Source organism: Nocardioides bizhenqiangii, assembly GCF_034661235.1.
GTDB lineage: Bacteria > Actinomycetota > Actinomycetes > Propionibacteriales > Nocardioidaceae > Nocardioides > Nocardioides bizhenqiangii.
Genome location: NZ_CP141059.1, coordinates 3,678,108 through 3,701,781 on the forward strand (window position 1 = coordinate 3,678,108; position 23,674 = coordinate 3,701,781).

The 23,674-nt window shown below is 71.6% G+C and carries 21 protein-coding genes; 7 read left to right on the forward strand and 14 right to left on the reverse strand.

Annotated elements, in window-relative coordinates; translation table 11 throughout:
• Nucleotides 1-52: 52 nt before the first annotated feature.
• Nucleotides 53-1,354 (reverse strand): PhoH family protein, encoded by a 1,302-nt coding sequence (locus tag SHK19_RS17865; RefSeq protein WP_322456548.1) that lies wholly within the window; start codon nt 1,352-1,354, stop codon nt 53-55.
• A gap of 399 nt (nt 1,355-1,753) precedes the next feature.
• On the opposite strand from SHK19_RS17865, the gene SHK19_RS17870 reads away from it, so the two are divergent.
• Complete coding sequence (locus SHK19_RS17870) at nt 1,754-2,482, forward strand: tetratricopeptide repeat protein (protein ID WP_322937042.1); 729 nt, start codon at nt 1,754-1,756, stop codon at nt 2,480-2,482.
• Here SHK19_RS17870 and trmB read toward each other — a convergent pair.
• From trmB to SHK19_RS17915, 9 genes are all read right to left on the reverse strand, one after another.
• Entirely contained in the window at nt 2,454-3,197 is a 744-nt protein-coding gene (trmB, locus tag SHK19_RS17875; RefSeq protein ID WP_322937043.1) for a tRNA (guanine(46)-N(7))-methyltransferase TrmB, read from the reverse strand. The genes SHK19_RS17870 and trmB overlap by 29 nt on opposite strands.
• The gene (locus SHK19_RS17880; RefSeq protein ID WP_322937044.1) at nt 3,194-3,604 is read right to left on the reverse strand and encodes a DUF4190 domain-containing protein; all 411 of its coding nucleotides are present in this window, start codon (nt 3,602-3,604) and stop codon (nt 3,194-3,196) included. Before SHK19_RS17880 ends, trmB begins: the two co-directional genes overlap by 4 nt.
• Nucleotides 3,605-3,857: 253 nt before the next feature.
• Nucleotides 3,858-5,051 carry an elongation factor Tu gene (gene tuf / locus SHK19_RS17885; protein ID WP_322456217.1) on the reverse strand — a complete coding sequence of 398 codons (1,194 nt, stop codon included), beginning with the start codon at nt 5,049-5,051 and terminating at the stop codon, nt 3,858-3,860.
• A gap of 69 nt (nt 5,052-5,120) precedes the next feature.
• On the reverse strand, nt 5,121-7,181 hold the full coding sequence (gene fusA / locus SHK19_RS17890) for an elongation factor G (RefSeq protein WP_405030511.1): 2,061 nt from the start codon (nt 7,179-7,181) through the stop codon (nt 5,121-5,123).
• Between the two features lie 127 nt (nt 7,182-7,308).
• The gene (gene rpsG / locus SHK19_RS17895; RefSeq protein ID WP_322456215.1) at nt 7,309-7,779 is read right to left on the reverse strand and encodes a 30S ribosomal protein S7; all 471 of its coding nucleotides are present in this window, start codon (nt 7,777-7,779) and stop codon (nt 7,309-7,311) included.
• 1 nt (nt 7,780) lies between these two features.
• Entirely contained in the window at nt 7,781-8,155 is a 375-nt protein-coding gene (gene rpsL / locus SHK19_RS17900) for a 30S ribosomal protein S12 (protein WP_322456214.1), read from the reverse strand.
• A gap of 314 nt (nt 8,156-8,469) precedes the next feature.
• A complete protein-coding gene (locus SHK19_RS17905) occupies nt 8,470-9,936 on the reverse strand; it encodes an NCS2 family permease (RefSeq protein WP_322456213.1) in 1,467 nt (488 codons plus the stop codon).
• Between the two features lie 12 nt (nt 9,937-9,948).
• Nucleotides 9,949-11,202, reverse strand: coding sequence for an MFS transporter (locus SHK19_RS17910; RefSeq protein WP_322938710.1), 1,254 nt, complete (start codon nt 11,200-11,202; stop codon nt 9,949-9,951).
• Nucleotides 11,203-11,260: 58 nt separating this feature from the next.
• A complete protein-coding gene (locus tag SHK19_RS17915; RefSeq protein WP_322456212.1) occupies nt 11,261-11,710 on the reverse strand; it encodes a MarR family winged helix-turn-helix transcriptional regulator in 450 nt (149 codons plus the stop codon).
• A 179-nt stretch (nt 11,711-11,889) separates the two neighbouring features.
• Here SHK19_RS17915 and SHK19_RS17920 point away from each other — a divergent pair, with 179 nt between their 5' ends.
• Both SHK19_RS17920 and SHK19_RS17925 read left to right on the forward strand, forming a co-directional pair.
• Nucleotides 11,890-12,180: a DUF2530 domain-containing protein gene (locus SHK19_RS17920; RefSeq protein ID WP_322456211.1), complete on the forward strand. Its 291-nt coding sequence runs from the start codon at nt 11,890-11,892 to the stop codon at nt 12,178-12,180.
• On the forward strand, nt 12,173-12,808 hold the full coding sequence (locus tag SHK19_RS17925) for a class I SAM-dependent methyltransferase (protein WP_322456210.1): 636 nt from the start codon (nt 12,173-12,175) through the stop codon (nt 12,806-12,808). Before SHK19_RS17920 ends, SHK19_RS17925 begins: the two co-directional genes overlap by 8 nt.
• A 76-nt stretch (nt 12,809-12,884) precedes the next feature.
• Here SHK19_RS17925 and SHK19_RS17930 read toward each other — a convergent pair whose 3' ends face one another.
• Nucleotides 12,885-13,661, reverse strand: a complete 777-nt coding sequence (locus SHK19_RS17930) for a DUF3027 domain-containing protein (protein WP_322456209.1) — start codon at nt 13,659-13,661, stop codon at nt 12,885-12,887.
• Nucleotides 13,662-13,897: 236 nt separating this feature from the next.
• Here SHK19_RS17930 and SHK19_RS17935 point away from each other — a divergent pair, with 236 nt between their 5' ends.
• Complete coding sequence (locus SHK19_RS17935; RefSeq protein WP_322456208.1) at nt 13,898-15,418, forward strand: MFS transporter; 1,521 nt, start codon at nt 13,898-13,900, stop codon at nt 15,416-15,418.
• Here the strand turns inward: SHK19_RS17935 and SHK19_RS17940 are convergent.
• On the reverse strand, nt 15,415-15,810 hold the full coding sequence (locus SHK19_RS17940; protein ID WP_322937046.1) for a cold-shock protein: 396 nt from the start codon (nt 15,808-15,810) through the stop codon (nt 15,415-15,417). The two genes, SHK19_RS17935 and SHK19_RS17940, sit on opposite strands and share 4 nt — an antisense overlap.
• Before the next feature lie 214 nt (nt 15,811-16,024).
• Here SHK19_RS17940 and SHK19_RS17945 point away from each other — a divergent pair, with 214 nt between their 5' ends.
• Nucleotides 16,025-18,169 (forward strand): S8 family serine peptidase, encoded by a 2,145-nt coding sequence (locus tag SHK19_RS17945; protein WP_322937047.1) that lies wholly within the window; start codon nt 16,025-16,027, stop codon nt 18,167-18,169.
• A complete protein-coding gene (locus SHK19_RS17950) occupies nt 18,166-18,753 on the forward strand; it encodes a GNAT family N-acetyltransferase (protein WP_322937048.1) in 588 nt (195 codons plus the stop codon). The genes SHK19_RS17945 and SHK19_RS17950 overlap by 4 nt, the downstream gene beginning before the upstream one ends.
• A 9-nt stretch (nt 18,754-18,762) precedes the next feature.
• Here SHK19_RS17950 and SHK19_RS17955 read toward each other — a convergent pair whose 3' ends face one another.
• Both SHK19_RS17955 and SHK19_RS17960 read right to left on the reverse strand, forming a co-directional pair.
• A complete protein-coding gene (locus SHK19_RS17955) occupies nt 18,763-20,457 on the reverse strand; it encodes an FHA domain-containing protein (protein WP_322937049.1) in 1,695 nt (564 codons plus the stop codon).
• Nucleotides 20,454-21,275, reverse strand: a complete 822-nt coding sequence (locus tag SHK19_RS17960) for a PP2C family protein-serine/threonine phosphatase (RefSeq protein ID WP_322456203.1) — start codon at nt 21,273-21,275, stop codon at nt 20,454-20,456. The genes SHK19_RS17955 and SHK19_RS17960 overlap by 4 nt, the downstream gene beginning before the upstream one ends.
• A gap of 24 nt (nt 21,276-21,299) precedes the next feature.
• Here SHK19_RS17960 and SHK19_RS17965 point away from each other — a divergent pair, with 24 nt between their 5' ends.
• Nucleotides 21,300-23,561 carry a helicase-associated domain-containing protein gene (locus SHK19_RS17965; RefSeq protein WP_322937050.1) on the forward strand — a complete coding sequence of 754 codons (2,262 nt, stop codon included), beginning with the start codon at nt 21,300-21,302 and terminating at the stop codon, nt 23,559-23,561.
• Nucleotides 23,562-23,674 lie beyond the last annotated feature (113 nt).

A 23,674-nucleotide genomic window follows, 5' to 3' on the forward strand; every position in this document is an offset into this window, starting at 1 on the left:
GCCCGGCACCTTCAGAGGCGCGAGACGTATGACGTCCGCGGCAACCACCGACTCAGACGACGACGTTCTCCAGCATCTCGGTGACCAGGGCCGCGATCGGCGAGCGCTCGGACCGGGTCAGGGTGACGTGGGCGAAGAGCGGGTGCCCCTTGAGCTTGTCGACCACCGCCACCACGCCGTCGTGCCGACCGACCCGGAGGTTGTCGCGCTGCGCGACGTCGTGGGTGAGCACGACCTTGGAGTTGGCGCCGATCCGCGAGAGCACGGTCAGGAGCACGTTGCGCTCGAGCGACTGGGCCTCGTCGACGATGACGAACGAGTCGTGCAGAGACCGGCCGCGGATGTGGGTCAGCGGGAGCACCTCGAGCATCCCGCGGTCGAGGACCTCCTCGATCACGTCGCTGGAGGTGAGGGCACCGAGCGTGTCGAACACGGCCTGTGCCCACGGCGACATCTTCTCCGACTCCGACCCGGGGAGGTAGCCGAGCTCCTGGCCGCCCACCGCGAACAGCGGGCGGAACACCACCACCTTCTTGTGCTGGCGACGCTCCATCACCGCCTCGAGGCCGGCACACAGGGCGAGCGCGGACTTGCCGGTGCCGGCCCGACCGCCGAGGGAGACGATGCCGACCTCGGGGTCGAGCAGCATCTCCAGCGCGATCCGCTGCTCCGCGGACCGGCCGTGGATGCCGAAGGCCTCCCGGTCACCCCGCACCAGGTGGATCTGCTTGTCGGGACCGACCCGGCCGAGCGCCGTACCGCGGTCGGACAGCAGCACCAGGCCCTGGTGGCAGGGCAGGTCCCGTGCCGCTTCGAGCTCAAGGGTGCCGTCGTCGTAGAGCTCGTCGAGCTCCTCGGCCGCCACCTCGAGCTCCGCCAAACCGGAGTAGCCGGTGTCGGAGTCGTTGATCGCCTCGCCGCGGTACTCCTCGGCGACGAGCCCGACCGCGGACGCCTTGATCCGCAGCGGCAGGTCCTTCGAGACGAGGGTGACGTCGTGGCCCTCGTCGGCGAGGTTGCGGGCGACCGCCAGGATCCGGGTGTCGTTGTCGCCCAGCCGGAAGCCGGACGGGAGCGACGCCACGTCGGTGTGGTTGAGCTCGACCCGGACGTTGCCACCCTCGTCGCCCACGGGGACGGGCGTGTCGAGGCGGCCATGGCTGATCCGCATCTCGTCGAGCATCCGCAGAGCGCTGCGGGCGAAGTACCCCAGCTCGGGGTGGTGCCGCTTGCCCTCGAGCTCGGAGATGACGACGACCGGCAGCACCACTTCGTGCTCGGCGAACCTGCGGAGCGCGCCGGGGTCGGCGAGCAGCACGCTGGTGTCGAGCACGTAGGTCCGCCGACCGGGCACGGCAGGCGTCGGGGTGGTTCGCGTGGCGTCAGGGCCGACGGCGGCGCTGGACTTCGATGATGGCACTTCGCACCTCACCAGACCGCGCGCGCACTCCCGCTCGGTCCTATTCCTCGCAGACGGACCGGGACGCAGCTGCAGCAGTCGCACGGGCCCGAACGCCGGAGTGCCGGCGTCCACTCACCCGGTGCGCGCGGCAGGGATCTCCCTGGCACCCGCGGCGGGTGATGCAGTCGTTGGTCACGAACGGGCCTCCCGATATGGCGGGCTTCCCCACCCGCCAGTGGTTGTGAAAGTACGCCGCCCGAGCGGCCGCACACTGCGACACGCCCTAACGGGGGCGTGAACGTCGCATGTCCTCAACCTCCGTGCGCCGGCCCGGCCGGACAAACTGGGCCCATGCACCCGAGCGAACTGTGGGACTTCGACGACCCCGGCGGCTCCGAGCAGCGCTTCCGGGACTCCGCTTCGGCAGCCGAGGGCGAGCAGCGCGGGATCTGGCCGACCCAGGTCGCGCGGGCGCTCGGTCTGCAGGAGCGGTACGACGACGCCCACGCCGTGATCGACGACCTCTCCCCCGACGGCTCGCCGGAGGTCGCCGTGCGACTGCTGCTCGAGCAGGGGCGCCTCTACCGCTCGTCGGGAGATCCTGACCACGCCCGCCCGTTCTTCGAGGAGGCGGCAGCGACGGCCGAGCGAGCGGGGCTCGAGGAGCTCCACGTCGACGCGCTGCACATGGTCGCGCTCGTCGTGCCCCCGGAGGAGCAGCTCGCCGCCAACCACGCGGCGCTCGCGCACGCGACGGCGGCCGAGGACCCGCGGGCCCAGCGGTGGGCCGCCTCGCTCCTCAACAACATCGGCATGAGGCACGCCGACATCGGCGACTGGGGCGCCGCGCTCGCCGCGTTCGAGGACGCCGTCGAGGCGCGCCAGGCGACCGGCAAGCCGTCCGAGCTCCGGATCGCGTGGTGGATGGTGGCGTGGGCGCTCCGCAACCTCGGGAGCACGGACTCGGCGTTGGAGATCCAGCGCCGGCTCAAGGCCGAGCTGGAGTCGGTCGGCGAGGAGGATCCCTACGTCGACGAGGAGATCGAGATCCTCACGTCCGGCGATACGCCAGATCCGTGATCGTCCGCCCGGCGGCGACGCCCTTGCGTTCGAACTTCGTGACCGGACGCTCGTCCCAACGCCCGACGACGCCGCCCTCGAGCCCGGATGTGGCATCGAGGACGTGGCGCATCTGCTGGGCGTAGTCGTCCCAGTCGGTGGCCAGCCGCCAGAGGCCGCCGGGGCGGAGCCGGCTGGCGGCCAGAGCGGCGAAGTCGGGCGTGACCAGGCGGCGCTTGTGGTGCCGCGTCTTGTGCCACGGGTCGGGGAAGAACGTCCACAGTTCGGCGACGGCCGCCGGCGCGAGCAGGTGCTCGAGCGACCACACCGCGTCGACCCCGCACATCCGCACGTTGTCGGCGCCCACTTCGTGCAGCCGGGCGAGGGTGGCCGCCATCCCGGGCCGCCACACCTCGAAGGCGAGCACGTCGTACGACGGTCGCGTCGCCGCCAGCGCCGCCGTCGCCTCGCCCACTCCCGAGCCGATCTCGACGATCAGGCCGTCGCGATCCGCCGGACCGCGGCCGAACCAGCTGTCGAACGAGAAGCCCGGCTCGTCGACCGCCTCGTCGGGGATCACCCAGCGCTCGTGGTGCGCCTCCCATGCGGCGGCCTGCTGCGGCGTGAACCGGTTGCCGCGCCGGCTGTAGGTGAGGACCTCCCGCATCCGGCGACCGTCGTCGGTCAGCTTGTGGTGCGGCCGGGCCGGCGTGGCTCCGGACGGATCGTCGCTCACGCGCCGGAGCTGACCGCAACGACCACGATGCCGAGGTAGGCGATGAAGCCGAGGACGTAGAGGGCGAGCAGCACGCTGCCGACGATGCCGAGGACGTAGCCGATCTGGGCCTGGCTGCGGCCCGCGAGCTTGCCGCCGGACGCGTCGATCTCCCGCCGCACCCGGGCGCCCTTGATCCAGGCGAACGGTGCGATGACCTGGCAGACCGCCATGCCGAGGATGCCCAGCAGCAGCACCGTGGCGGCGTCAGGGTGGTCGGGCGCCCACTGGGGCACGCCGGTCGGGCCGTATCCCGGGGCTCCGTAGGGCTGGTAGGGGTTCTGCGGGGGCTGCGGAGGGGGCTGCGGAGCGTTGTGCGGAGGGATCTGCGGCGGTTGGGCGGGGTTCTCCGGCGGCTGCTCGCTCATGCCCGCCATCCTTCCATCCTCGGGTCCCGTGGAAACGCCGCGGCGGCTGTGGTTGCGCGCCGGGTCGGCTGTGGGTTGCGCGCCGCTGGCAGGGGTCGCCGACACGGCGCAAACTCCGCGAGGCTCGCTTCGCTCGCGAGGGGGCAGAGTTTCCGCCGGGTCGGCTCCTACGAAGTACTCAGGATCTCCTGACCAAAGCAGAAAGCCCCCCTCGCCCTAGCGGGCTCGGGAGGCTTTCTGTTTGGTCAGCAGGTCACTTCGTAATCTTCGTGACCCGGCCGGCGCCGACGGTGCGGCCACCCTCACGGATGGCGAACCGCAGGCCCTCGTCCATCGCGATGGGCTGGATGAGCTCGACCGACATCTCGGTGTTGTCGCCCGGCATGACCATCTCGGTGCCCTCGGGGAGGGTCACGACGCCGGTCACGTCGGTCGTCCGGAAGTAGAACTGCGGGCGGTAGTTGTTGAAGAACGGCGTGTGACGGCCGCCCTCCTCCTTCGACAGGATGTAGACCGACGCGTCGAAGTTGGTGTGCGGGGTGGTCGTGCCCGGCTTGATCACGACCATGCCGCGCTCGACGTCCTCGCGCTTGGTGCCACGGAGGAGCAGACCGACGTTCTCACCGGCCTGGCCCTCGTCGAGCAGCTTGCGGAACATCTCGACACCGGTGACGGTGGACTTGATCGAGCCCTCGCGGATGCCGATGATCTCGACCTCCTCGTTGACCTTCACGATGCCCCGCTCGATGCGGCCGGTGATGACGGTGCCACGACCGGTGATCGTGAAGACGTCCTCGACGGGCATGAGGAACGGCTTCTCGGTCTCACGCTCGGGGGTCGGGATGTACTCGTCGACCGCCGACATGAGCTCGGCCACGGACTCGCCCCACTTGGCGTCGCCGTTGAGCGCCGGGAAGGCGGCAACGCGGACGACCGGTACGTCGTCACCCGGGAACTCGTACTCGGAGAGGAGCTCGCGCACCTCCATCTCGACGAGCTCGATGAGCTCCTCGTCGTCGACCATGTCGCACTTGTTGAGCGCGACCACCAGGGCCGGCACGCCGACCTGGCGCGCGAGCAGCACGTGCTCACGGGTCTGCGGCATCGGGCCGTCGGTGGCGGCGACCACGAGGATCGCGCCGTCCATCTGCGCCGCGCCGGTGATCATGTTCTTGATGTAGTCGGCGTGACCGGGGCAGTCGACGTGCGCGTAGTGACGCGACTCGGTCTGGTACTCGATGTGTGCGATCGAGATCGTGATGCCGCGCTGCCGCTCCTCGGGAGCCTTGTCGATCGAGTCGAACGGCGACGCCTCGTTGAGGTCCGGGTACTTGTCGTGCAGCACCTTCGAGATCGCTGCAGTCAGCGTCGTCTTGCCGTGGTCGATGTGACCGATCGTCCCGATGTTCACGTGCGGCTTGGTCCGCTCGAACTTCGCCTTAGCCACTGGGGGCTCCTCCTGATTGGTGTGTTACTTGACTCGTACTAAAGGGATACTGCCGAGGGCGTACGACGACTACTCGCCGCGCACCTTCTTGATGATCTCGTCGGCGATGTTCGTAGGAACCTCGGCGTACGAGTCGAACTCCATCGAGTACGAAGCCTGGCCGGAGGTCTTGGACCTCAGGTCGCCAACGTACCCGAACATCTCGGACAGCGGCACGATGGCCGCCACGACGATGTCGCCGTGACGCTCCTCCTGCGCGCGGATCTGACCGCGACGGCTGTTGATGTCACCGATCACCGTGCCGAGGAAGGTTTCCGGCGTGATGACCTCGACGGCGAACATCGGCTCCAGCAGCACGGGCTTGGCCATGCGGGCGGCCTCCTTGAAGGCCTGCAGCCCGGCGATCTTGAACGCCAGTTCCGAGGAGTCGACGTCGTGGTAGGCGCCGTCCTCGAGCGTGTACTTCACGTCGACCATCGGGTAGCCCGCGAGCACGCCGAACTCCATGGCCTCCTGGCCGCCCTGGTCGACCGAAGGGATGTACTCCTTCGGCACCCGACCACCGGACACGTTGTTGACGAACTCGTAGCCGGCGCCCTGGCCGGTCTCCGGGTCGACGTTCGGCCCGAGGGTCACGAGGATCTTCGCGAACTGGCCCGACCCACCGGTCTGCTTCTTGTGGGTGTAGCTGTGCTTCGCGACCTCCCTGCGGATGGTCTCGCGGTAGGCCACCTGCGGCTTGCCGACGGTCGCCTCGACGCGGAATTCGCGCTTCATCCGGTCGACCAGGATCTCGAGGTGGAGCTCGCCCATGCCGGCGATGATCGTCTGGCCGGTCTCCTCGTCGGTCTTGACGGTGAAGGTCGGGTCCTCGTCGGAGAGCCGCTGGATCGCCGTGCCGAGCTTCTCCTGGTCGCTCTTCGTCTTGGGCTCGATCGCGACCTCGATCACGGGGGCCGGGAACGTCATCGACTCGAGGATCACCTGGTTCTGCGGGTCGGACAGGGTATGTCCGGTCTTGGTGTCCTTGAGGCCCATCACGGCCACGATCTGGCCGGCGCCGACCGACGCGATCTCCTCACGCTTGTTGGCGTGCATCTGGTAGACCTTGCCGATCCGCTCCTTGCGGCCGTTCACCGAGTTGACCACGGTGGAGCCGGCCTCGAGCTTGCCCGAGTAGACCCGGACATAGATCAGCTTGCCGAGGTGCGGGTCGGTCGCGATCTTGTAGGCGAGGCCGGAGAAGGGCTCGTCGTCGGACGGGAGGCGCTTGATCTCCTCGTTCTCGTCCTTGACCGAGTGACCGATGATCGCGTCGATGTCGAGCGGCGACGGGAGGTACTTGACGACCGCGTCGAGCAGCGGCTGGACGCCCTTGTTCTTGAACGCCGTGCCGCACAGGACCGGGTTCAGCTTGTCGGCGAGGGTGGCGCGACGGATCGCGGCCTCGAGCTCCTCGACGGTGAACTCGCCCTCGTCGAGGTACTTCTCCATGATCTCGTCGTCGGACTCGGCAAGGGTCTCGAGCAGCTTCTCGCGGTACTCAGCTGCCTGATCGGCCAGCTCGGCCGGGATCTCCTCGACGGCGTAGTCCTCGCCCATCGTGGTCTCGCCCCGCCAGACCAGCGCACGCATGCCAACTAGGTCGACGACGCCGATGAAGTCGGACTCGGCACCGATCGGGAGCTGCAGGACCAGCGGTGTGGAGTTGAGGCGCTCGACCATCATGTCGACACAGCGGAAGAAGTCCGCTCCGGTGCGGTCGAGCTTGTTGACGAAGCACATCCGGGGAACGGAGTACTTGTTGGCCTGCCGCCACACGGTCATCGTCTGGGGCTCGACGCCCGCCACGCCGTCGAACACCGCGACGGCGCCGTCGAGGACGCGCAGCGACCGCTCCACCTCGGCCGTGAAGTCCACGTGGCCGGGGGTGTCGATGATGTTGATCTGGTGGTTCTTCCACCAGCAGGTCGTCGCGGCCGACGTGATCGTGATGCCGCGCTCCTGCTCCTGCTCCATCCAGTCCATCGTGGCTGCGCCCTCGTGGACCTCACCGATCTTGTAGGTGATGCCGGTGTAGAACAGGATGCGCTCGGTGGTGGTGGTCTTGCCGGCGTCGATGTGCGCCATGATGCCGATGTTGCGGACGACGTTCAGGTCCGTCGTGATGTCGACTGCCACGTGAGTCAGCGTTCCTTAGAAGTAGTGGGCAGGTGGGTGCCGGGCGAGCGCCGTCGTACGACGCCCGCCGGCTCCGTCACCAGCGGTAGTGGGCGAAGGCCTTGTTGGACTCGGCCATCTTGTGGGTGTCCTCGCGCTTCTTCACAGCGGCACCGAGGCCGTTGGAGGCGTCGAGGATCTCGTTCATGAGGCGCTCGCTCATGGTCTTCTCGCGGCGCTCCTGGGCGTAGCCCACGAGCCAGCGCAGCGCGAGCGTGGTGCCACGCGTGCCCTTGACCTCGATCGGGACCTGGTAGGTCGCACCGCCGACGCGGCGGGACTTGACCTCGATGGCGGGACGCACGTTGTCGAGCGCTCGCTTGAGCGTGATGACCGGATCGATGCCGGACTTCTCACGGGTGCCTTCGAGAGCGGAGTAGACGATGCGCTGCGCAACCTGCTTCTTGCCGTCCATCAGCACCTTCGACACGAGCTGGGTGACCAGCTGCGAACCGTAGACCGGGTCGACGTCGAGGGGACGCTTCGGCGCGGGGCCCTTGCGCGGCATATCAGCTCTTCTCCTTCTTGGCGCCGTAGCGGCTGCGAGCCTGCTTACGACCCTTCACGGCCTGGGTGTCCAGAGCGCCGCGGATGACCTTGTAGCGGACACCGGGAAGGTCCTTCACGCGACCACCACGGACGAGCACGATCGAGTGCTCCTGGAGGTTGTGGCCCTCACCCGGGATGTAAGCGGTGACCTCGACGCCGCTGCTCAGGCGCACGCGGGCGACCTTGCGGAGGGCGGAGTTCGGCTTCTTCGGGGTGGTGGTGTAGACGCGGGTGCACACACCGCGTCGCTGGGGCGAACCCTTCAGGGCAGGCGTCTTGTTCTTCGACACCTTGTCCTGGCGGCCCTTGCGGACCAACTGGTTGATGGTGGGCACCTGGTGGTTCCCTTTCCTGTCTGCTCTCAGCACCCAGCACCTTGCCGGGCACGTGGTCATGCGTTGTTGCGTGTGCCGTGGGATGCGCCCCCGGGTGACGGACGGACTGAGGGCGCGCGCTACGTGCCTGGGTGACCCAGACACAAGGAACGAGATTACCGGCCGCCTCAGGTCAGCGCAAAATCACGCCGCAGCGACTGCGAGCATTGCGAGCAGTCGCGTGGCGGCGGGAGGTCGAGTGCCCGTCCGGGCGAGCCTGCGAGCGCGGAACCGGGCGTATCGAGACCCACCGGCTCCGCGGGCAGCGGCAGGACTCAGGTGAGCCAGTCGGTGAGGGGGTCGATCGCGAAGTACAGCACGAACGCTGCAGCCACGATCCAGAGCAACGGGTGGACCTCCCCCACCTTGCCGCGGACCAGCTTGAGGAAGACGTAGGCGATGAAGCCGGCGCCGATCCCGACGGTGATCGAGTAGGTGAACGGCATCAGCACGATCGTCAGGAACGCGGGGATGGCGATCTCGACGTCGTCCCAGTCGATGCCGCGGACCTGCTGCATCATCAAGAAGCCCACGAGGACCAACGCGGGCACGGCGGCCTCCGAGGGGATGAGCCGCACCAGCGGAGTGAGCGGGATGACGAGCAGGAAGAGGACGCCGGTCACCACCGAGGCGAGTCCCGTGCGGGCGCCCTCGCCCACACCGGCGGCGGACTCGATGTAGGACGTGTTCGACGAGACGCCGGCGGCGCCGCCCGCGGCGGCGGCCAGCGAGTCGACGATCAGGATCCGCTCGGTGTGCGGCGGCTTCCCCTCCTCGTCGAGCAGGCCGGCCTCGGCGCCGATCGCCGTCATCGTGCCCATCGTGTCGAAGAAGTCCGCGAGCAGGAGCGTGAAGACCAGTAGCAGCGCCGTGACGACGCCGGCCTCCTCGAACGAGCCGAGCAGCGAGAACTCGCCGAGCGTCCCGAAGTCGGGCGCGACGATCCAGTCGTCGGGAGGCTCCGGCACGCCGAGCGACCAGCCGCCGGGGCCGACCACTGCCGCCGCGCCGAGGTCACCGATCCACTCGACCACCAGCGCGACGATCGTGGTCACGATGATCGAGATCAGGATCGCGCCGCGGACCTTCAGCGCCCACAGGGCGATGACGAGCAGCAGGCCGAAGGCGAACACCAGCACCGGCCAGCCGCTCAGCTGGCCGGTGGAGCCGAGCTGGACCGGGACCACGGTGTTGGCCGCGTCGGGAATCCGCTGCACGAAGCCGGCGTCGACGAACCCGATCAGGGCGATGAACAGGCCGATGCCGACCGAGATGGCGACCTTGAGCTGGGCGGGGATCGCGTGGAAGACGGCGGTCCGGAAGCCGGTGAGCACCAGCACCAGGATCACGATGCCCTCGATCACCACCAGGCCCATCGCGTCGGCCCAGGTCATCTGGCTTGCGATCGCAAAGGCCACGAAGGCGTTGAGCCCGAGCCCGGTCGCCAGCGCCAGGGGAAAGTTCGCCACGATGCCCATCAGGATGGTCAGGGCACCCGCCACGAGCGCGGTGCCGACGGCGATGGCGACTACCCCGCCGCCGGCCTCCGCGCCCCCGCCGAGGAAGTTGCCGTCGATGTCGGGTGCGTAGCCGAGGATGAGGGGGTTCAGCACGACGATGTAGGCCATCGTGAAGAACGTGACGACACCGCCGCGGATCTCGCGACCGACGGTGGACCCGCGGTCGGTGATCTTGAAGAAGCGGTCGAAAGCGGACGTGCCCGTGGTCGCCGGACTGCTCATGCGAGCAGCATGTCAGAACCGGGCGGCGCCAGCGGGGACCGTGAGTCGCGTCGGTGTCGAGGCCTGCTCGTCGTCCCCGGTCGCGAACCGGTGCACGAGCAGCGCGAGCAGCACACCCACGAGCACCATCAGCCCGCCGACGATCAGCGTCCAGCGGGCGCCGTACGTCTCGCCGATCCAGCCGATCACCGGGGCCCCGATCGGGGTCCCGCCCATCACGATGGTCATGTAGATCGCCATCACCCGGCCCCTGAGCTCGGGGTCGCTCTCGATCTGGAGCGTGGCGTTGGCCGAGTTCAGCAGCGTGATGGTGGCGAACCCGATCAGCGGGCAGAACAGCGCGAACGCGAGGTACGACGGCAGCGATCCGGCCACGATCTCGGCCACACCGAAGCCGATCGCCGCCGCGAACAGCAGCCGGACGCGGACCTTGGGACGCCGCGCGGCGAGCAGGGCGCCGGTCAGCGAGCCGACCGCGAGCGCCGACCCGAGGAGGCCGAACTCGCTGGCGCCCTTGCCGAAGACCTCGGTCGCCATCAGGGCCGACGTCATCTGGAAGTTCATCCCGAACGTCCCGGCGAAGAAGACGAGGACCAGGATCATCAGCATCTTCGGCTGGCCGCGCAGGTAGCGCAGCCCCTCGAGCAGCATGCCGGGACGACGCCCGGTCGGTGCCGGCGTGTGCAGCGCGCGGGTGTCCATCCGCTCCAGCTGCCAGATCACGGCGAGGTAGGAGACGGCATTGATCAGGATGACCCAGCCGGTCGCCTCCATCCCGCCGCCGAACAGCCCGATCAGGAGGCCGGCCAGCGCGGGGCCGACGATCCGCGCGGTGTTGAACGCGGCGGAGTTGAGACCGACCGCGTTGGTCACGTCGTCGGGTCCGACCATCTCGGAGACGAACGCCTGCCGGACGGGCCCGTCGAACGCGGCACCGACGCCGAACGCCAGCGCGATCAGGTAGACGTGCCAGGTCTGGGCGACGCCGAGCGCCGCGATCACACCGAGCAGGAGGGCGGCGAGCGCCATCGTGCCCTGGGTGAGCTGGAGCACCCGCCGCTTGGGGAAGCGGTCGGCGACCACGCCGGCGTACGGCGAGAGCAGCAGGATCGGCAGGAACTGCAACCCGGTCGTGATGCCGAGGGCGGCGCCCCCGTTGCCCGGGATGGTCAGCACCAACCAGTCCTGTGCGACGCGTTGCATCCAGGTACCGACGTTCGACACGATGCTGCCGGCGAAGTAGCGCCGGTAGTTCTGGTGGGACAGGGATCGGAACGTGGGGCTCGTGGGATCCTCCTTGCGGGTCTCGGGACGGTCTGGGGGGTCAGTCGGCCTGCGCGAGTCGCTGCAGGATCGGCGTGGCCTTCCGGAGCGCGTCGCGCTCGTCGGCGCTGAGGCGGGACAGGCGCCGGGCGAGCCACTCGTCGCGCCGGGCGCGGTCTGCGAGCAGCACCGCTCGACCCTCGTCGGTCAGCGCGACCATGACCTGGCGGCCGTCGGTCGGGTGCGCCCGGCGCTCGACGTACCCCTCCTCGGCGAGGAAGCTGACCGTCCTGGTCATGCTCGGCGGTTGCACCCGCTCGTGGGCCGCGAGCTCGCCGACCGACTGCTCCCCGACACGGTAGAGGGCGCCGAGCACGGCCATCTGACCCATGCTCAGCGGATTGCTCGGGTCGCGTTCGGCCGCGAGCCGGCGGCGCAGCCGCATCACCGAGAGCCGGAGCTCGCTGGCGAGGCCGGCGTCGGTACGTACTGCCTTCTCTGAAGTGGGCATGTCGTTAGCATAAGTCATTAGTCTTGCTAACTATTCCTCTGAGCACAGCGGCATGTGAGCTCGCGAACAGGACGCGTGGGTGCGAGGAAGGTCGAGTGGCCGCCCGGGCGAGCCTGCGAGCCCGGGGAGCGGCTGTATCGAGACCCGGCGAGACGGTCCACAAGCTGTACCGTGGTCTCGTGGAGCTGCGCGACGACCAGCCGATGCGGCACGAGATCGGCAACCGGACCTACCTGATCGCGCCCGTGGAGCCGCTCGACGTGGACGGCGTGCGGACGGTCCAGGTCGGCACGGGGCTGTTCCTGCTGGGCTTCCTCGGACTGCTGCCGTTCTGGGCGCGGCTGGAGGAGGCCGGGCGCACCTGGCTGCTGTGGATGTGCCTCACCGGGGTCGGCCTCGGCCTGCTCGGGATCGAGTACTGCAAGCGCCGGCGCCGCTACCGCACCGAGCTCGACACGACGGATGGCTGACGCTCCCCTGTCCCGCTGGGAGCGCGGCGGCGAGAAGAACCTCGGCTACGGCCGCCGGTTCGCGGAGCTGGTCTCCTCCGGTGCGGATGTCGACGGCGAGGCACGGTTGGCCGACACCCTGGTGGCACGACGAGCGCGGATCCTCGACGCCGGCTCGGGGATGGGCCGGGTCGCCGCCTACCTGCACGACCGCGGACACCGGGTGGTCGCCGCGGAGCCGGACCTGAGCCTGGTGGAACAGTCCCGGCGCACCTATCCCCAGGTCGAAGTGCTCCCTCAGGACATCCTCGGGCTCACGGACGAGGTGCTGTCGGCGGCCGGAGGTCCGGCCGAGTTCGACCTGGTCGTGTGCGTGGGCAACGTGATCGCGTTCGTCGCCGAGGGCACCGAGGTGGCAGTGCTGATCCGGCTGCGACAGCTCCTCGCTCCGGGCGGGCGGATCCTGGTCGGCTTCCACCTCCAGGGAGGTCCGGAGACCGCTCGGAGGATGACGCTCGACCAGTTCGCGAGCGAGGTCGGGGAGGCCGGCCTCGTCGTCGAGCACCGGTTCGGCGGCTACGACCTCCGTCCGGTCGACGACCAGTACGCGGTGTGGCTACTGTGCGCCGATCCCGACCCGGCGCGCTGAGACTGGTGCGAGGCGTGGGACGACCCGCGGACGCGAGCCGATCGGATCGCTCCGTACCGCCGCGACCGGGGCGTGCTCACAAGGGGTCGAGGTCGTCCGTGGACATCGTGTCGATGACGGGCGGAGCGGGCGGGAGCGGCGCATGCCGCTTGCTGAGACGGACCTCGGAGTGGGCGCCACAGCCGTGGTCGAACGAGACCACCCTGCCGTCGTCGTTGGCGTCGCCGTTGGCGCAGACGCCGAAGGTGTCGGAGAGCGGGCCGTTGAGCCGGACCAGGAAGCCGCACGACCAGCAGGTCTCGGGTGCGGACTTGGCCAGCGGGGAGTCGGGGCCGCCGGCGCCGTCGTACCAGCGCTCGGCCGCAGCGTCGCGGCCCTCCGGCGACAGCGTGCGGACCCGGCCGAGGCCGAGGTCCTTGGCGACCTGCCGGACCTGGGCCTTGTCGTCGGAGTCGAGCGGGTCGTCGCCGAAGGAGTACGTCGACACCAGGCGCGGGTCATCGTCGGCGACGGGCAGCAGGTCGCCGGGCGACAAGTCGCCCGGGGAGAGCCGGTCGCGGTAGGGCACCCAGGGCGGCGCGACGATCGCCTCGGGGCCGGGCAGGAGCACGACCTCGTCGACGGTGACCCGCTTCTGCCGCGACGCGCGGGTGAGGGTGACCGCCCACTGCCAGCCGATGTAGCCGCGGCGCGTGCAGGAGAACAGGTGGGTGACCACGCGCTGGCCCTCGACCTGGTGGCCGAGATAGTCGCCGACGTCGGCAGCGTCGACGTCGGCGAGGAGCGCGGCCCGCGCCTCGTCGACGGCGGCAGCCGTCACGGCGTCGTTGGCCTTGCGCTCGATGGTGGTCACGCGGCAAGTCTCGCGTATCGGCGACGTCGTCGTCACCTCGGGGCTTGAACCGGGCGTAGCCCGGCGCCACCGAGAGGCGCCGTAGCGAGCGGCGCCAGCCGGGTGCGATGGCAAGGCGGCGGAGCGAAGACGCGCTCGGCCGCCCATCGAGCGGCGCCAACGCCGCCAGCGTGCCCGGATGTGCCGGGCAGCAGGCGGCTCTCGGTGGATCCGGGCTGAGCAGGCAAGATAGACGCGTGACGCCCGACTCGCCCGACTACCCGCCGCCGAGCGGGCCCGGTGCGGCGTCGTACCCCCCGCCACCGCCACCTCCCCCGCCGCCCTCGCCGGCAGACGACTCGCCGCCGACGATGGTCCCGGCCGACGAGGTCGGAGCGACCCGCACCGTCGGCCAGAGCGTCGGCACCGGTGCGCTGGCGACGGCCCGCGGGTTGCGCGGATTCGCGCGCGGCACGGGACGGTTCGGGCGCGCCACCTTCCGGCAGGCGCGGCGCGCCGCCGGGGCGCAGGGCGCCGAGCGTTCCGGACTGAACCGCCTGATCGAGCTGCACGCGTGCAACGCCGCCGGCGATGCCGCGTTCGCGATCGCTCTCGCCGGCACCATCTTCTTCGCGGGGGCGACCAGCGAGCAACGCGGCCCGGTGCTGCTGTTCCTCGGCCTCACGATGCTGCCGTTCGCAGTGGTCGCCCCCCTGCTCGGCCCGTTCCTGGACCGGTTCAGCCACGGCCGCCGGTGGGCCATCGGTGCCACGTTCGCCGTCCGGGCGTTCCTGTGCTGGGTCATCGCCGGCGCCGTCACCACCGACTCATTCTGGTTCTACCCCGCCGCGCTCGGCGTGCTGATCTCGTCGAAGGGGTACGGCGTCGCGAAGGCCGCCGCGGTGCCCCGCCTACTGCCCCCGGAGATCACGCTGGTCAAGGCCAACGGCCGGGTCTCGCTGGCCGGCGTCGTCGGCGCTGCGATCTCGGCACCGCTGGCCGGCGGCGCGGCGTACTTCGGCCCCGAGTGGGCGCTGCGGTTCGCGTTCCTGGTGTTCGCGCTCGGCACGGTCGCGGCGATCCTGTTGCCGGCGAAGGTCGACGAGACCGAGGGAGAGGTGACGATCCCCGCCGGCAAGACCGGTGGCCCGCGCCGCCGGGGGCTGCCGCCGAAGGTCGCCTTCGCCCTGCGCGCCAACTGCGGACCGCGTCTGCTGTCGGGCTTCCTGACGATGTACATGGCGTTCGTCCTCCGCACCGATCCGATCGACGGGTGGGAGGACCGGACCACGTTGCTCCTCGCCCTGGTCATCGGTGCCGCCGGGCTCGGCAACACGCTCGGCATCCTGGTCGCCTCACTGGCGAAGAAGATCAACCCGTCGGTCATGGTCGTCGTCGCGTTGCTCGCCGACATCGCGATCCTCGTCCTGGCGGCGTTGTTCTACGAGCTGCTCACCTTGGTAGCGCTCGGCCTGACCGTCGGCCTCATGCAGTACCTCGCCAAGGTGTCCCTCGACTCGACCATCCAGACCGGGGTCCCGGTCCGGGCGCACGCGAGCGCGTTCGCCCGCGGCGACACGACGCTGCAGATGGCGTGGGTGATCGGCGGGTTCCTCGGCGTCGTCATGTCGTGGTTCCCGACGTTCGGGTTGCCGACCGCGGCCGTGATCATCGGCGGCTGGGCGATCTTCGCGCTGCGGAGCAACCCCAACCGGACGGGGAACGCGCAGCCCTCGGTGCCGGCGGACGAGCCGAGCGTCGCGCCGCCTCGCGGCTAGGCCTCCAGCTCGTCGGCCAGGGCGCGCAGCAGCATCGCGACCGGCTGCGCCGTACGGCGGTCCGGGTGCCGGCCGTGGCGGTAGGCCTCCCCGACACCGTCGAGCAGCCGGATCAGGTCCTCGACGATCGGGACCATCTCCTCCGGCTTCTTGCGCTTCGCCTGGGACTGGTTGCGGGCGACCGACGCCGGCGCGTCGAGCACCTTCACCTGCAGCGCCTGGTCGCCACGGCGACCCTGGGCGATGCCGAACTCCACGCGGGCCCCCGACTTCAGGGTCGTGACGCCCTCGGGCAGCGCGTCGGAGCGGACGTAGACATCCGGCCCCTCGGGCTGGGAGAGGAAGCCGAAGCCCTTCTCCGCGTCGTACCACTTCACCTTGCCAGTCGGCACGGTCTCGACCCTTCTCGTCGGTAGCGCCCCGGCCGATCCGGAGCGCGACCAGAAATCGTAGGACATGGCGCCCTCCGACCACGAACTGCTTTCCCGGATCGCCACTATTCGGGGCGTCGGAACGCCGCGCGAGACTTCTCAGGTCTGGTACGGCTGGGACACAATGGTCGGCTCGGGAGCCATGAGGGGTGGCTCGGTCGTCAGGAGGGCATGGATGCGCGCCGCGGCACGCGGGCCACATCGGCTGTTCGGGCGCGTCCTACCGGGAGCGGCCCTGGCCGCGATCCTGGGCGCCACCGGCCTCGCCGGCGTCGGTGCCGCGCACAGCGACGACGACGATGACGCCACCTCCCTGCACCTGGTCACCCTCCGCGGGCCCGGCACCACCGGCCACCGCGGGCCGGCATCGCCGGAGGTCGTCGCCCAGCGGATGCTGGCACAGCAGTCTGCGGTCCTCGACGCCGTCCACGCCACCGACCCGGTCTACCAGTGGACCACCGCGCTCAACGGGTTCGCGGTGGAGCTCAGCGAGGAGCAGCACGACGCGCTCGTCGGTGACGACCGGGTGGCGCTGGTCGAGGAGAACGCCGTCCGTCCCCTCGCCGACGTCGCCGACAGTCCGGCTGGTGCCGCTGCGCTGCCGCCGCGCGACCGAGGCGGGTCGGGCGGTGCCGGCACGGTGATCGGCTTCGTCGACACGGGGATCGACCCGGCGAGCCCGGCGTTCTCGCAGGTGGACGCCCTCGGCCGGACGCCGCACCGGTTCGCCGGCAGCTGCGCCGATGCACCCGACGACCCGGACTGGGACGAGACCGACTGCTCGGACAAGATCGTCGGCGCGCAGTTCTACGTCGACGGGTTCGGTGTCGACGAGCTGCGGACCACCGCCGCCCTCTCGCCGCGCGACACCTACGGGCACGGCACCGAAGCCGCGTCCGTCGCGGCCGGGATCGGCCACGCGCCGGCTCGCTCCGGCCGGCACCGGCTCGGCCGGTTCTCCGGCGTGGCACCACAGGCACGGATCGCGGTCTACAAGGCGTGCTGGTCGGCTCCCGACCCAGCCGACGACGGCTGCGCGACCGCCGACCTGGTCGCGGCGATCGACCAGGCGGCGAGGGACCGCGTCGACGTGCTCAACCTGTCTGTCGGCGGACCTTCCGGCACCATCGACACCGTCGAGCGTGCCCTGCTGGGCGCGACCGAGGCCGGCGTGGTCGTCACTGCGGCCGCCGGCAACGACGGCTCCACGGCCTACGCCGCGCACCCGTCGCCGTGGGTGGTCACCGTCGGCGCATCCACCTCGGCGCCGCGGGTCGGTGCCGTCGTGGCCACCCACGGACCGAGGCTCGAGGGCGCCATGGTGGCGACCGCGCCCGTCGCCCCGGCACCGCTCGTGCTGGGCGCCGACGCCGCCGCGGCCGGCGTCGGCGAGGCCGACGCCCGGGTGTGCGCACCCGGCAGCCTCGACGCCCGGGCCGTCCACGACGCGATCGTGCTGTGCGAGCGCGGCAGCGTGCCGCGGGTCGACAAGTCGCAGACGGTGCGGCTCGCGGACGGCGCCGGCATGGTGCTCGTCAACACCGAGGCGGGCTCGACCGACGCCGACCTCCACGCCGTACCGACCGTCCACCTCTCTGCCCGCGAGGGCCGCACCTTGCGCGCGTGGGCAGCTGACCGCCGGCGCCCCGAGGTGCGCCTGGTCGCGCTCGGACGAGAGCGCACGCCGACCCGCGTCGCCCGGTTCAGCAGCGGTGGCGACCCGACGTGGTCGGTCATCAAGCCCGACCTGGTCGCCCCCGGCACCAGCGTCCTCGCCGCGACGACCGGCGGCGGCTGGGACGTCGTCAGTGGTACGTCGGTCGCGACCGCCCACGTGAGCGGCGTCGCCGCGATCCTGCTCGGTCGGCCCGGCAGCACGCCGGCAGAGGTCCGCTCCGCCCTTCTCACGTCGACCGCGCCGATCGGTCGCCACTCGGGGCTGCGGGCGGGCACCGGTGAGGTACGGATCAGCCGGGTCCCCCCGATGGGCTACCTCGTCGACCCACGGCACTACCGGGGCTGGCTGGTCGGTCGACGCGCCGACCTCGACCTGCCGCAGGCGCTGATGCGCACCGGTCGGCTGGCCGTCCGGCGCACGATCACCAACACCGGGCGCCGCCCACTGTGGCTGACCACCCGCCTCCTCGGCTTCGACAGCCCGGTGCTGGTCAGCCCGTCCGCCGGACTGCTCCGTCCCGGCCGCACCCTGACCTTCCGGATCAGCCTCCCGACCGCACCCCGCACGACGGACACGGGCACGGTGCTCTGGCGCACCTACGCCGGTGACGAGACCCGGCTGGCCGTGGTGATCACTCGATGAACGAGGTGGCCGCACCGAGGCTGGCACCGCCGCCGGTCCCGATCGGCACCGAGCGGCTGACGCTGCGCCACATCGTCACCGACGACCTCGAGGCACTGCGCTACTACCAGGACCCGGAGGTGTGCCGGTACCTGCCGTTCCCGCCCGCCGACGACGCGGGACTCGCCGACCGGGTGGCGAAGATGACGACGCGGTTGGCGCCGTCGGAGCCGGACGAGGTGCTGGCGCTCGCCGTCGTGCACGACGAGGTCATGATCGGCGACGTGATGCTCCGGCTCCGCACGCGCACCGACCCCCGGACCCCGCCGTCGGTGGCCGAGATCGGCTGGGCCTTCGCGCCGTCGTACGCCGGTCGTGGCTTCGCCACCGAAGCCGCCACCGCGCTCGTCGGACTGGCCTTCGGCCACTACCCGCTCCACCGGCTCGTCGCGCACCTCGACCCCCGCAACGAGCGCTCGGCGGCGCTGTGCGAGCGGCTAGGGATGACCCGCGAGGCGCACCTGCGGCGGGACTGGCCGGAGGCCGACGGCACCTGGACCGACGACGTGATCTACGGTCTGCTCCGCGAGGAGTGGCACGGCTGAGGAGCTCGTCTAGGGGCGGGTGACCTGGATGGTGATGCCGTCGCCGAGGTTGATGATCGCGCCGGGCACCAGCTGGACGGCGATGCCGGGCTTGAGGTCCTCGGGCCCGAGGCCCGGCTGGACCAGCACGGTCCCGTTGGTCGAGCCCATGTCGGTGACGACCGCACTGCCCTGGTCGGCACCGGTGCCCGGCCGCACCTCGACGTGCGTCGAGGAGATCTCGTGCAGGCGGCTCGGCACGGTGACCAGGTGCGGCTGCTCGGTCGAGGTGAACCTACGGGCCTCGGGGGCCCGGCCGATGAGGATCACCCGGTCCACAAGTACCTGCTGACCGTCGCTGATCATCAGCTTGGCGACCGCGTCCCCGGCGGCGTCCGTCGGGGTGTCCGTCGCGGCGTCCGGCGCCGGTGGTGCGGCGTGCGCCCCCTGGTCGGACGCGGGCGGCGGGGGCGGGAAGCCCCCCCCGATCGGCTCCCACGAGCCCACCGGCAGCGGTGGGGGCGGCAGGTCGACGGGGGGCGCGTCGGCGGCGGGCGGCGGCGGGACGTGCGGCGGCGGCGCGTACTCGGTCACCTGGTCGCCGCCCGACACAGGGGTGGACGGGAAGTCGTCCGGCGCCAGTGCGGCCTCGTCGGACATCGGTGCGGCCTCGTCGGCGTCGTCTGCCAGGTCGGCCTCGTCGGCCAGGTCGGAGTCGTCGAGGATCGGCATCTGCTCGGTCGGCTGCAGCACGTCATCGCCCGTTGCCGGCTCGGCGGGCCCCGCCGGGGGCGGCGGGGTGTCCCACGGGGTCACCCAACCGCTCGGCGCCGGCTCCGACGGCATCGGGTCGGTCAGCGGGTCCGCCTCGGCCATCGGCGCGGGCTCCGGCTCGCCGGGGGGCGCGGGAGTGGGCTCGTCCAGCGGCGCGGGCTCGTCCAGCGGCGCGGGCTCGTCCAGCGGCGCGGGCTCGTCAAAGGGAGCCGGCTCGTCGAGTGCGGGGCCGGTCGACTCCTCCATCGCCTCGCCAGCCGGCGCGCCTTCCGGAGCACCCGCGTCGGCGGCGGCCAGGTCGTCGGCGGTGAGGGCGTCGTCCGCCATCGGGCCCGCCAGCAGGTCGACGTCGGGGCCGGCCGACGGTGCGTCGGACTCCCCGTCGCCCCCGAACGGGGCGGGGACGACCACGCCGGCCTCCTCCCCGGGACCCTCGTCGACGGGCTCCGCAGCCGGCTCGTCGGCGGCGGCCGGCTCCACGTACGGCGGGCGGTCGATGCGCGACACCCGCACCAGGCCGGTGACCACGGTGAAGTCGGTCTCGGCGTGCTCCGCGTCGGGGTCGGCCTCGGAGAGGGCCACCGACAGCGAGGTCACGCCGTCGACGCTGCGCTCCACCCAGGTGCCGCTCGCGCTGCCGTCGATCGTCACCTCGTCGTCATCGGTGACCAGCGTCGCGCTCACCCCGCTGCCCCGGAGGAGCACCCGGGTCGGCCCGTCGTCGGTGCTGACGAGCACGAACGCCGGCAGCCGGCTCAGCCCGGAGGCGAGCAGAGCGTCGAGCACGTCGTCGAAAGCGGCGCCACCGTCGACCAGCGACCAGACGCCCACGACCTGGTCGCGCTGCGACTCGGGCAACAGCACTGAGACCCGCGGACCGAACGCCGCGAACCACGGGCCGGTGCGGTAGGACCACGCACCTGCTGCTCCGGACGAGCTCATCGCACTCATGGGTGTGCCCCTGTCTCCTGCTCCGTACTCGGCTGCTGCACGACAGTGTCGTGCGGCGTCTCGCTGGTCAATCCCACCACATCCACGACGACCGCGGTTGCGTTGTCGCGCCCGCCGGCCGCCACCGCGGCCGCGACCACGTGGTCGGCAGCAGCGGTCGGGTCCTGGTGCTCGTCCAGGATCCGCGCGATGTCGTCGTGCGCGAGCATCTCGCTCACTCCGTCGGAGCACAACAGGATCCGGCTGGAAACCTCCGCCGGGCGGATGAAGAGATCCGGCTCGTGCCGCACCGGACCCCCGAGTGCTCGGGTCACGATGTGCCGGTCCGGATGGCCGGCCGCGTCGTCGGCGGCGATCGTGCCTGCGTCGACCAACTCCTGGACGAGGCTGTGGTCGACCGTGACCTGGGTGAGCTCGCCGTCGACGAAGAGGTAGCCGCGGGAGTCGCCGAGGTTGGCCACCAGCCAGTAGGGCTCGGCGACGTCGGCCACCAGGAGCGCGACGACCGCGGTGGTGCCGGAGCCGAAGAGCAGCTCACCCGCGGCGTGGTGGACGGCGTCGTACTCGTCGATCCGGTCGTGGACGGCCGCCAGCGCCTCGGTCACGGCATCGGCGACGGTCGCGGCGTCGACGCCGGCCTCGGCCAGCCGGACGAGCTCCTCGATGACGAAGGCACTCGCCACGTCGCCGTGGTCGTGGCCGCCCATGCCGTCGGCCACGACGAACACCGGCGGCGCGACCAGGTGCGCGTCCTCGTTGGCCTCCCGGACGAGACCGACGTCCGTCGCGGCGCCGTACCGCAGGTCGACGCGGGTCACCGCTCGCGCTCTAACGTTGGTCGGGTGGGCAGCGGAGCGGCAGGGACGACGGGGCACCGTTCATTGGCCGACCAGCTGCGGTCGTGGACCGACGAGCAGGTGAGCGAGCTGCTGACCTCGCGCCCGGACCTGACCACGCCCGCCCCTCACGACTTCTCTCAGCTGGCCTCGCGCGCCGCGATCCGCAGTTCTCTCGCTCGCGCCCTGGACTCGCTCACCCGGGGCGAGCTCTCGGTGCTTGATGCCCTGGTCGTCGCCGGGCAAACCACCGACGCCGAGATCGTCGGCATCGTCCGCGCGGAGGAGGAGTACGTCGTGGCCGCGGTCGCCCGGCTCCGCTCACTGGCGCTCGCGTGGGACTCGCCCGAGGGGCTCCGCCCCCTGACCGGGGTCGCCGACTGCCTGGTCGGTGGCCCGGAGGCCGGGGTGAGCGGCCTGCGCCCGCGGACGGCGAACGCGCCGGGTGCGGACGTGGTCGCGGCCCGGATCGGGGAGGTCTCCGAAGCGGCACGGGCGATGCTCGACCACGTCCTCGCCCACGGCGGCGAGGCGACCACCGGATCCGCCCGCCGCAACGTCCGTCCCGAGGACGCCAGCGGCCCGGCGGAGGAGCTCTTGTCGAACGGCCTGCTGGTCCCGGGCAAGGACGACCTGCTCGTGGTGCCCGGGGAGGTCGTGCTGGCGCTGCGGGGTGGCCGCACGACGACCGAGCCGGTGGACCGGGCGCCCGAGGTCGCGACCGCCGAGCGGCCGGTCCACCTCACCGAGAGCGCCGCCGCCGGTGCCGCCGGGGAGTTCTGCCGGCGGACGGAGCTGCTGCTCGAGTGGTGGAGCACCCGGCCCGCGGCGGCGCTCCGCACCGGCGGGCTGGGCGTACGAGAGCTCAAGGCGACCGCACTCCACCTGCACCAGTCCGAGCCCGACACCGCCCTGGTGATCGAGGCCGCCGCCGGGGCCGGGCTGATCGCGACCCGCGCGGACGCCGACGGCAACCCGGTCTGGGTCCCGACCGACGCGTTCGACAGCTGGCTGGACGCCGACATCGCCGAACGCTGGACGACGCTCGCCCGGGCCTGGCTCGCGAGCACCCGCCTGCCCGGCCTCGTCGGTGGGCGCGCCGGCGACGACAAGCCGTGGAACGCACTCACCCCCGAGCTCTCCTCGGTCCTGATGCCGGAGACGCGCGCGATGACGCTCGCCGCGCTCGCCGAGGTCCCGCCCGGACGGGCTCTCGCGTCGGGGACCGGGCTGCCGTCGCTCGTGGCCAGGCTGGCCTGGCAGCGCCCGCGGCGTTCCCGCTCGCGGGCCGACCAGGTGGCGTGGACGGTCACCGAGGCGGCGGTGCTGGGCGTGACCGGCCTGGACGCGCTGTCGCCGTACGGGCGCGCGCTCATCGCCGGTGACGACCCCGCTCCCCTGCTCGCCGAACGACTGCCGGCCCCGGTCGACCACGTCCTCATCCAGGCCGACCTCACCGCGGTGGCGCCGGGTCCGGTGGAGTCGGGCATCGCCCGGTCGCTGCAGCTGCTGGCGGACGTCGAGTCGCGGGGCGCCGCGACCGTCTACCGGTTCACCGCGCCGTCCGTACGACGCGCGCTCGATGCCGGCTGGACGGCCGCGGAGGTGCACGCCTTCCTGGCGTCGGTCTCGCGGACACCGGTGCCCCAGCCGCTGACCTTCCTGGTGGACGATGCCGTGCGGACGTTCGGGCAGGTCCGGGTCGGGTACGCCGAGTCGTTCGTGCGCTCCGACGACGAAGCCACCCTCGCGGCGCTCGCCCGGCACCCGAAGGCTGCTTCGCTCGGGCTCCGGCTGCTCGCGCCGACGGTGCTCGTGAGCACCACCCCGGTCGACCTGCTGCTCGTCCGGCTGCGGGAGCTCGGGGTCTCTCCCGTCGTCGAGGGCCCGGACGGGACGCTCCGGGTCGGGCGCCCGGCCGAGGTGCGGGCTCGTACCCCGCGGCAACGCGGACCCGCGCACAGCGAGGCCAGGCACGCGGCACAGGTCGCCGCCGCGGTCCGCTCGCTCCGCGCCGGCGACGCCGCCGCCCGGGTCCGTCCCGCCGCTGCGGTCTCCCCGGCCGGCGCCCTCTCCGCTCTCCGGGACGCCATCGAGCGCCATGCCTCCGTCGTCATCGCCTTCACCGACAACCAGGGCGTGGTCGGTGAGCGCGTGGTCGAGCCGCTCTCCGTCGAGGGCGGCCGGCTCACCGCCCACGACCGCACCGCCGACGACGTCCGTACCTTCGCCGTGCACCGGATCTCCCGCGTCACCCCCGTGCCGTGATTTCCGCGAATCGGGGGAGATGGCCCGGCGAACCGGCCGGACTCGCCTGGCAAAGTCCCCCGATTCGCGGGTGTCCGTAAACTCGGCAGGTGATCATTCACCCCACGGAGTTC

Coding starts and splice junctions, on each gene's coding strand:
- SHK19_RS17950 (WP_322937048.1), top strand. CDS start 18,166: ATGAACGAGGTGGCCGCACCGAGGCTGGCACCGCCGCCGGTCCCGATC.
- SHK19_RS17905 (WP_322456213.1), bottom strand. CDS start 9,936: ATGAGCAGTCCGGCGACCACGGGCACGTCCGCTTTCGACCGCTTCTTC.
- rpsG (WP_322456215.1), bottom strand. CDS start 7,779: ATGCCGCGCAAGGGCCCCGCGCCGAAGCGTCCCCTCGACGTCGACCCG.
- SHK19_RS17880 (WP_322937044.1), bottom strand. CDS start 3,604: ATGAGCGAGCAGCCGCCGGAGAACCCCGCCCAACCGCCGCAGATCCCT.
- fusA (WP_405030511.1), bottom strand. CDS start 7,181: ATGGCGCACATCGACGCCGGCAAGACCACCACCACCGAGCGCATCCTG.
- SHK19_RS17945 (WP_322937047.1), top strand. CDS start 16,025: ATGCGCGCCGCGGCACGCGGGCCACATCGGCTGTTCGGGCGCGTCCTA.
- SHK19_RS17955 (WP_322937049.1), bottom strand. CDS start 20,457: ATGAGTGCGATGAGCTCGTCCGGAGCAGCAGGTGCGTGGTCCTACCGC.
- SHK19_RS17925 (WP_322456210.1), top strand. CDS start 12,173: ATGGCTGACGCTCCCCTGTCCCGCTGGGAGCGCGGCGGCGAGAAGAAC.
- SHK19_RS17870 (WP_322937042.1), top strand. CDS start 1,754: ATGCACCCGAGCGAACTGTGGGACTTCGACGACCCCGGCGGCTCCGAG.
- SHK19_RS17915 (WP_322456212.1), bottom strand. CDS start 11,710: ATGCCCACTTCAGAGAAGGCAGTACGTACCGACGCCGGCCTCGCCAGC.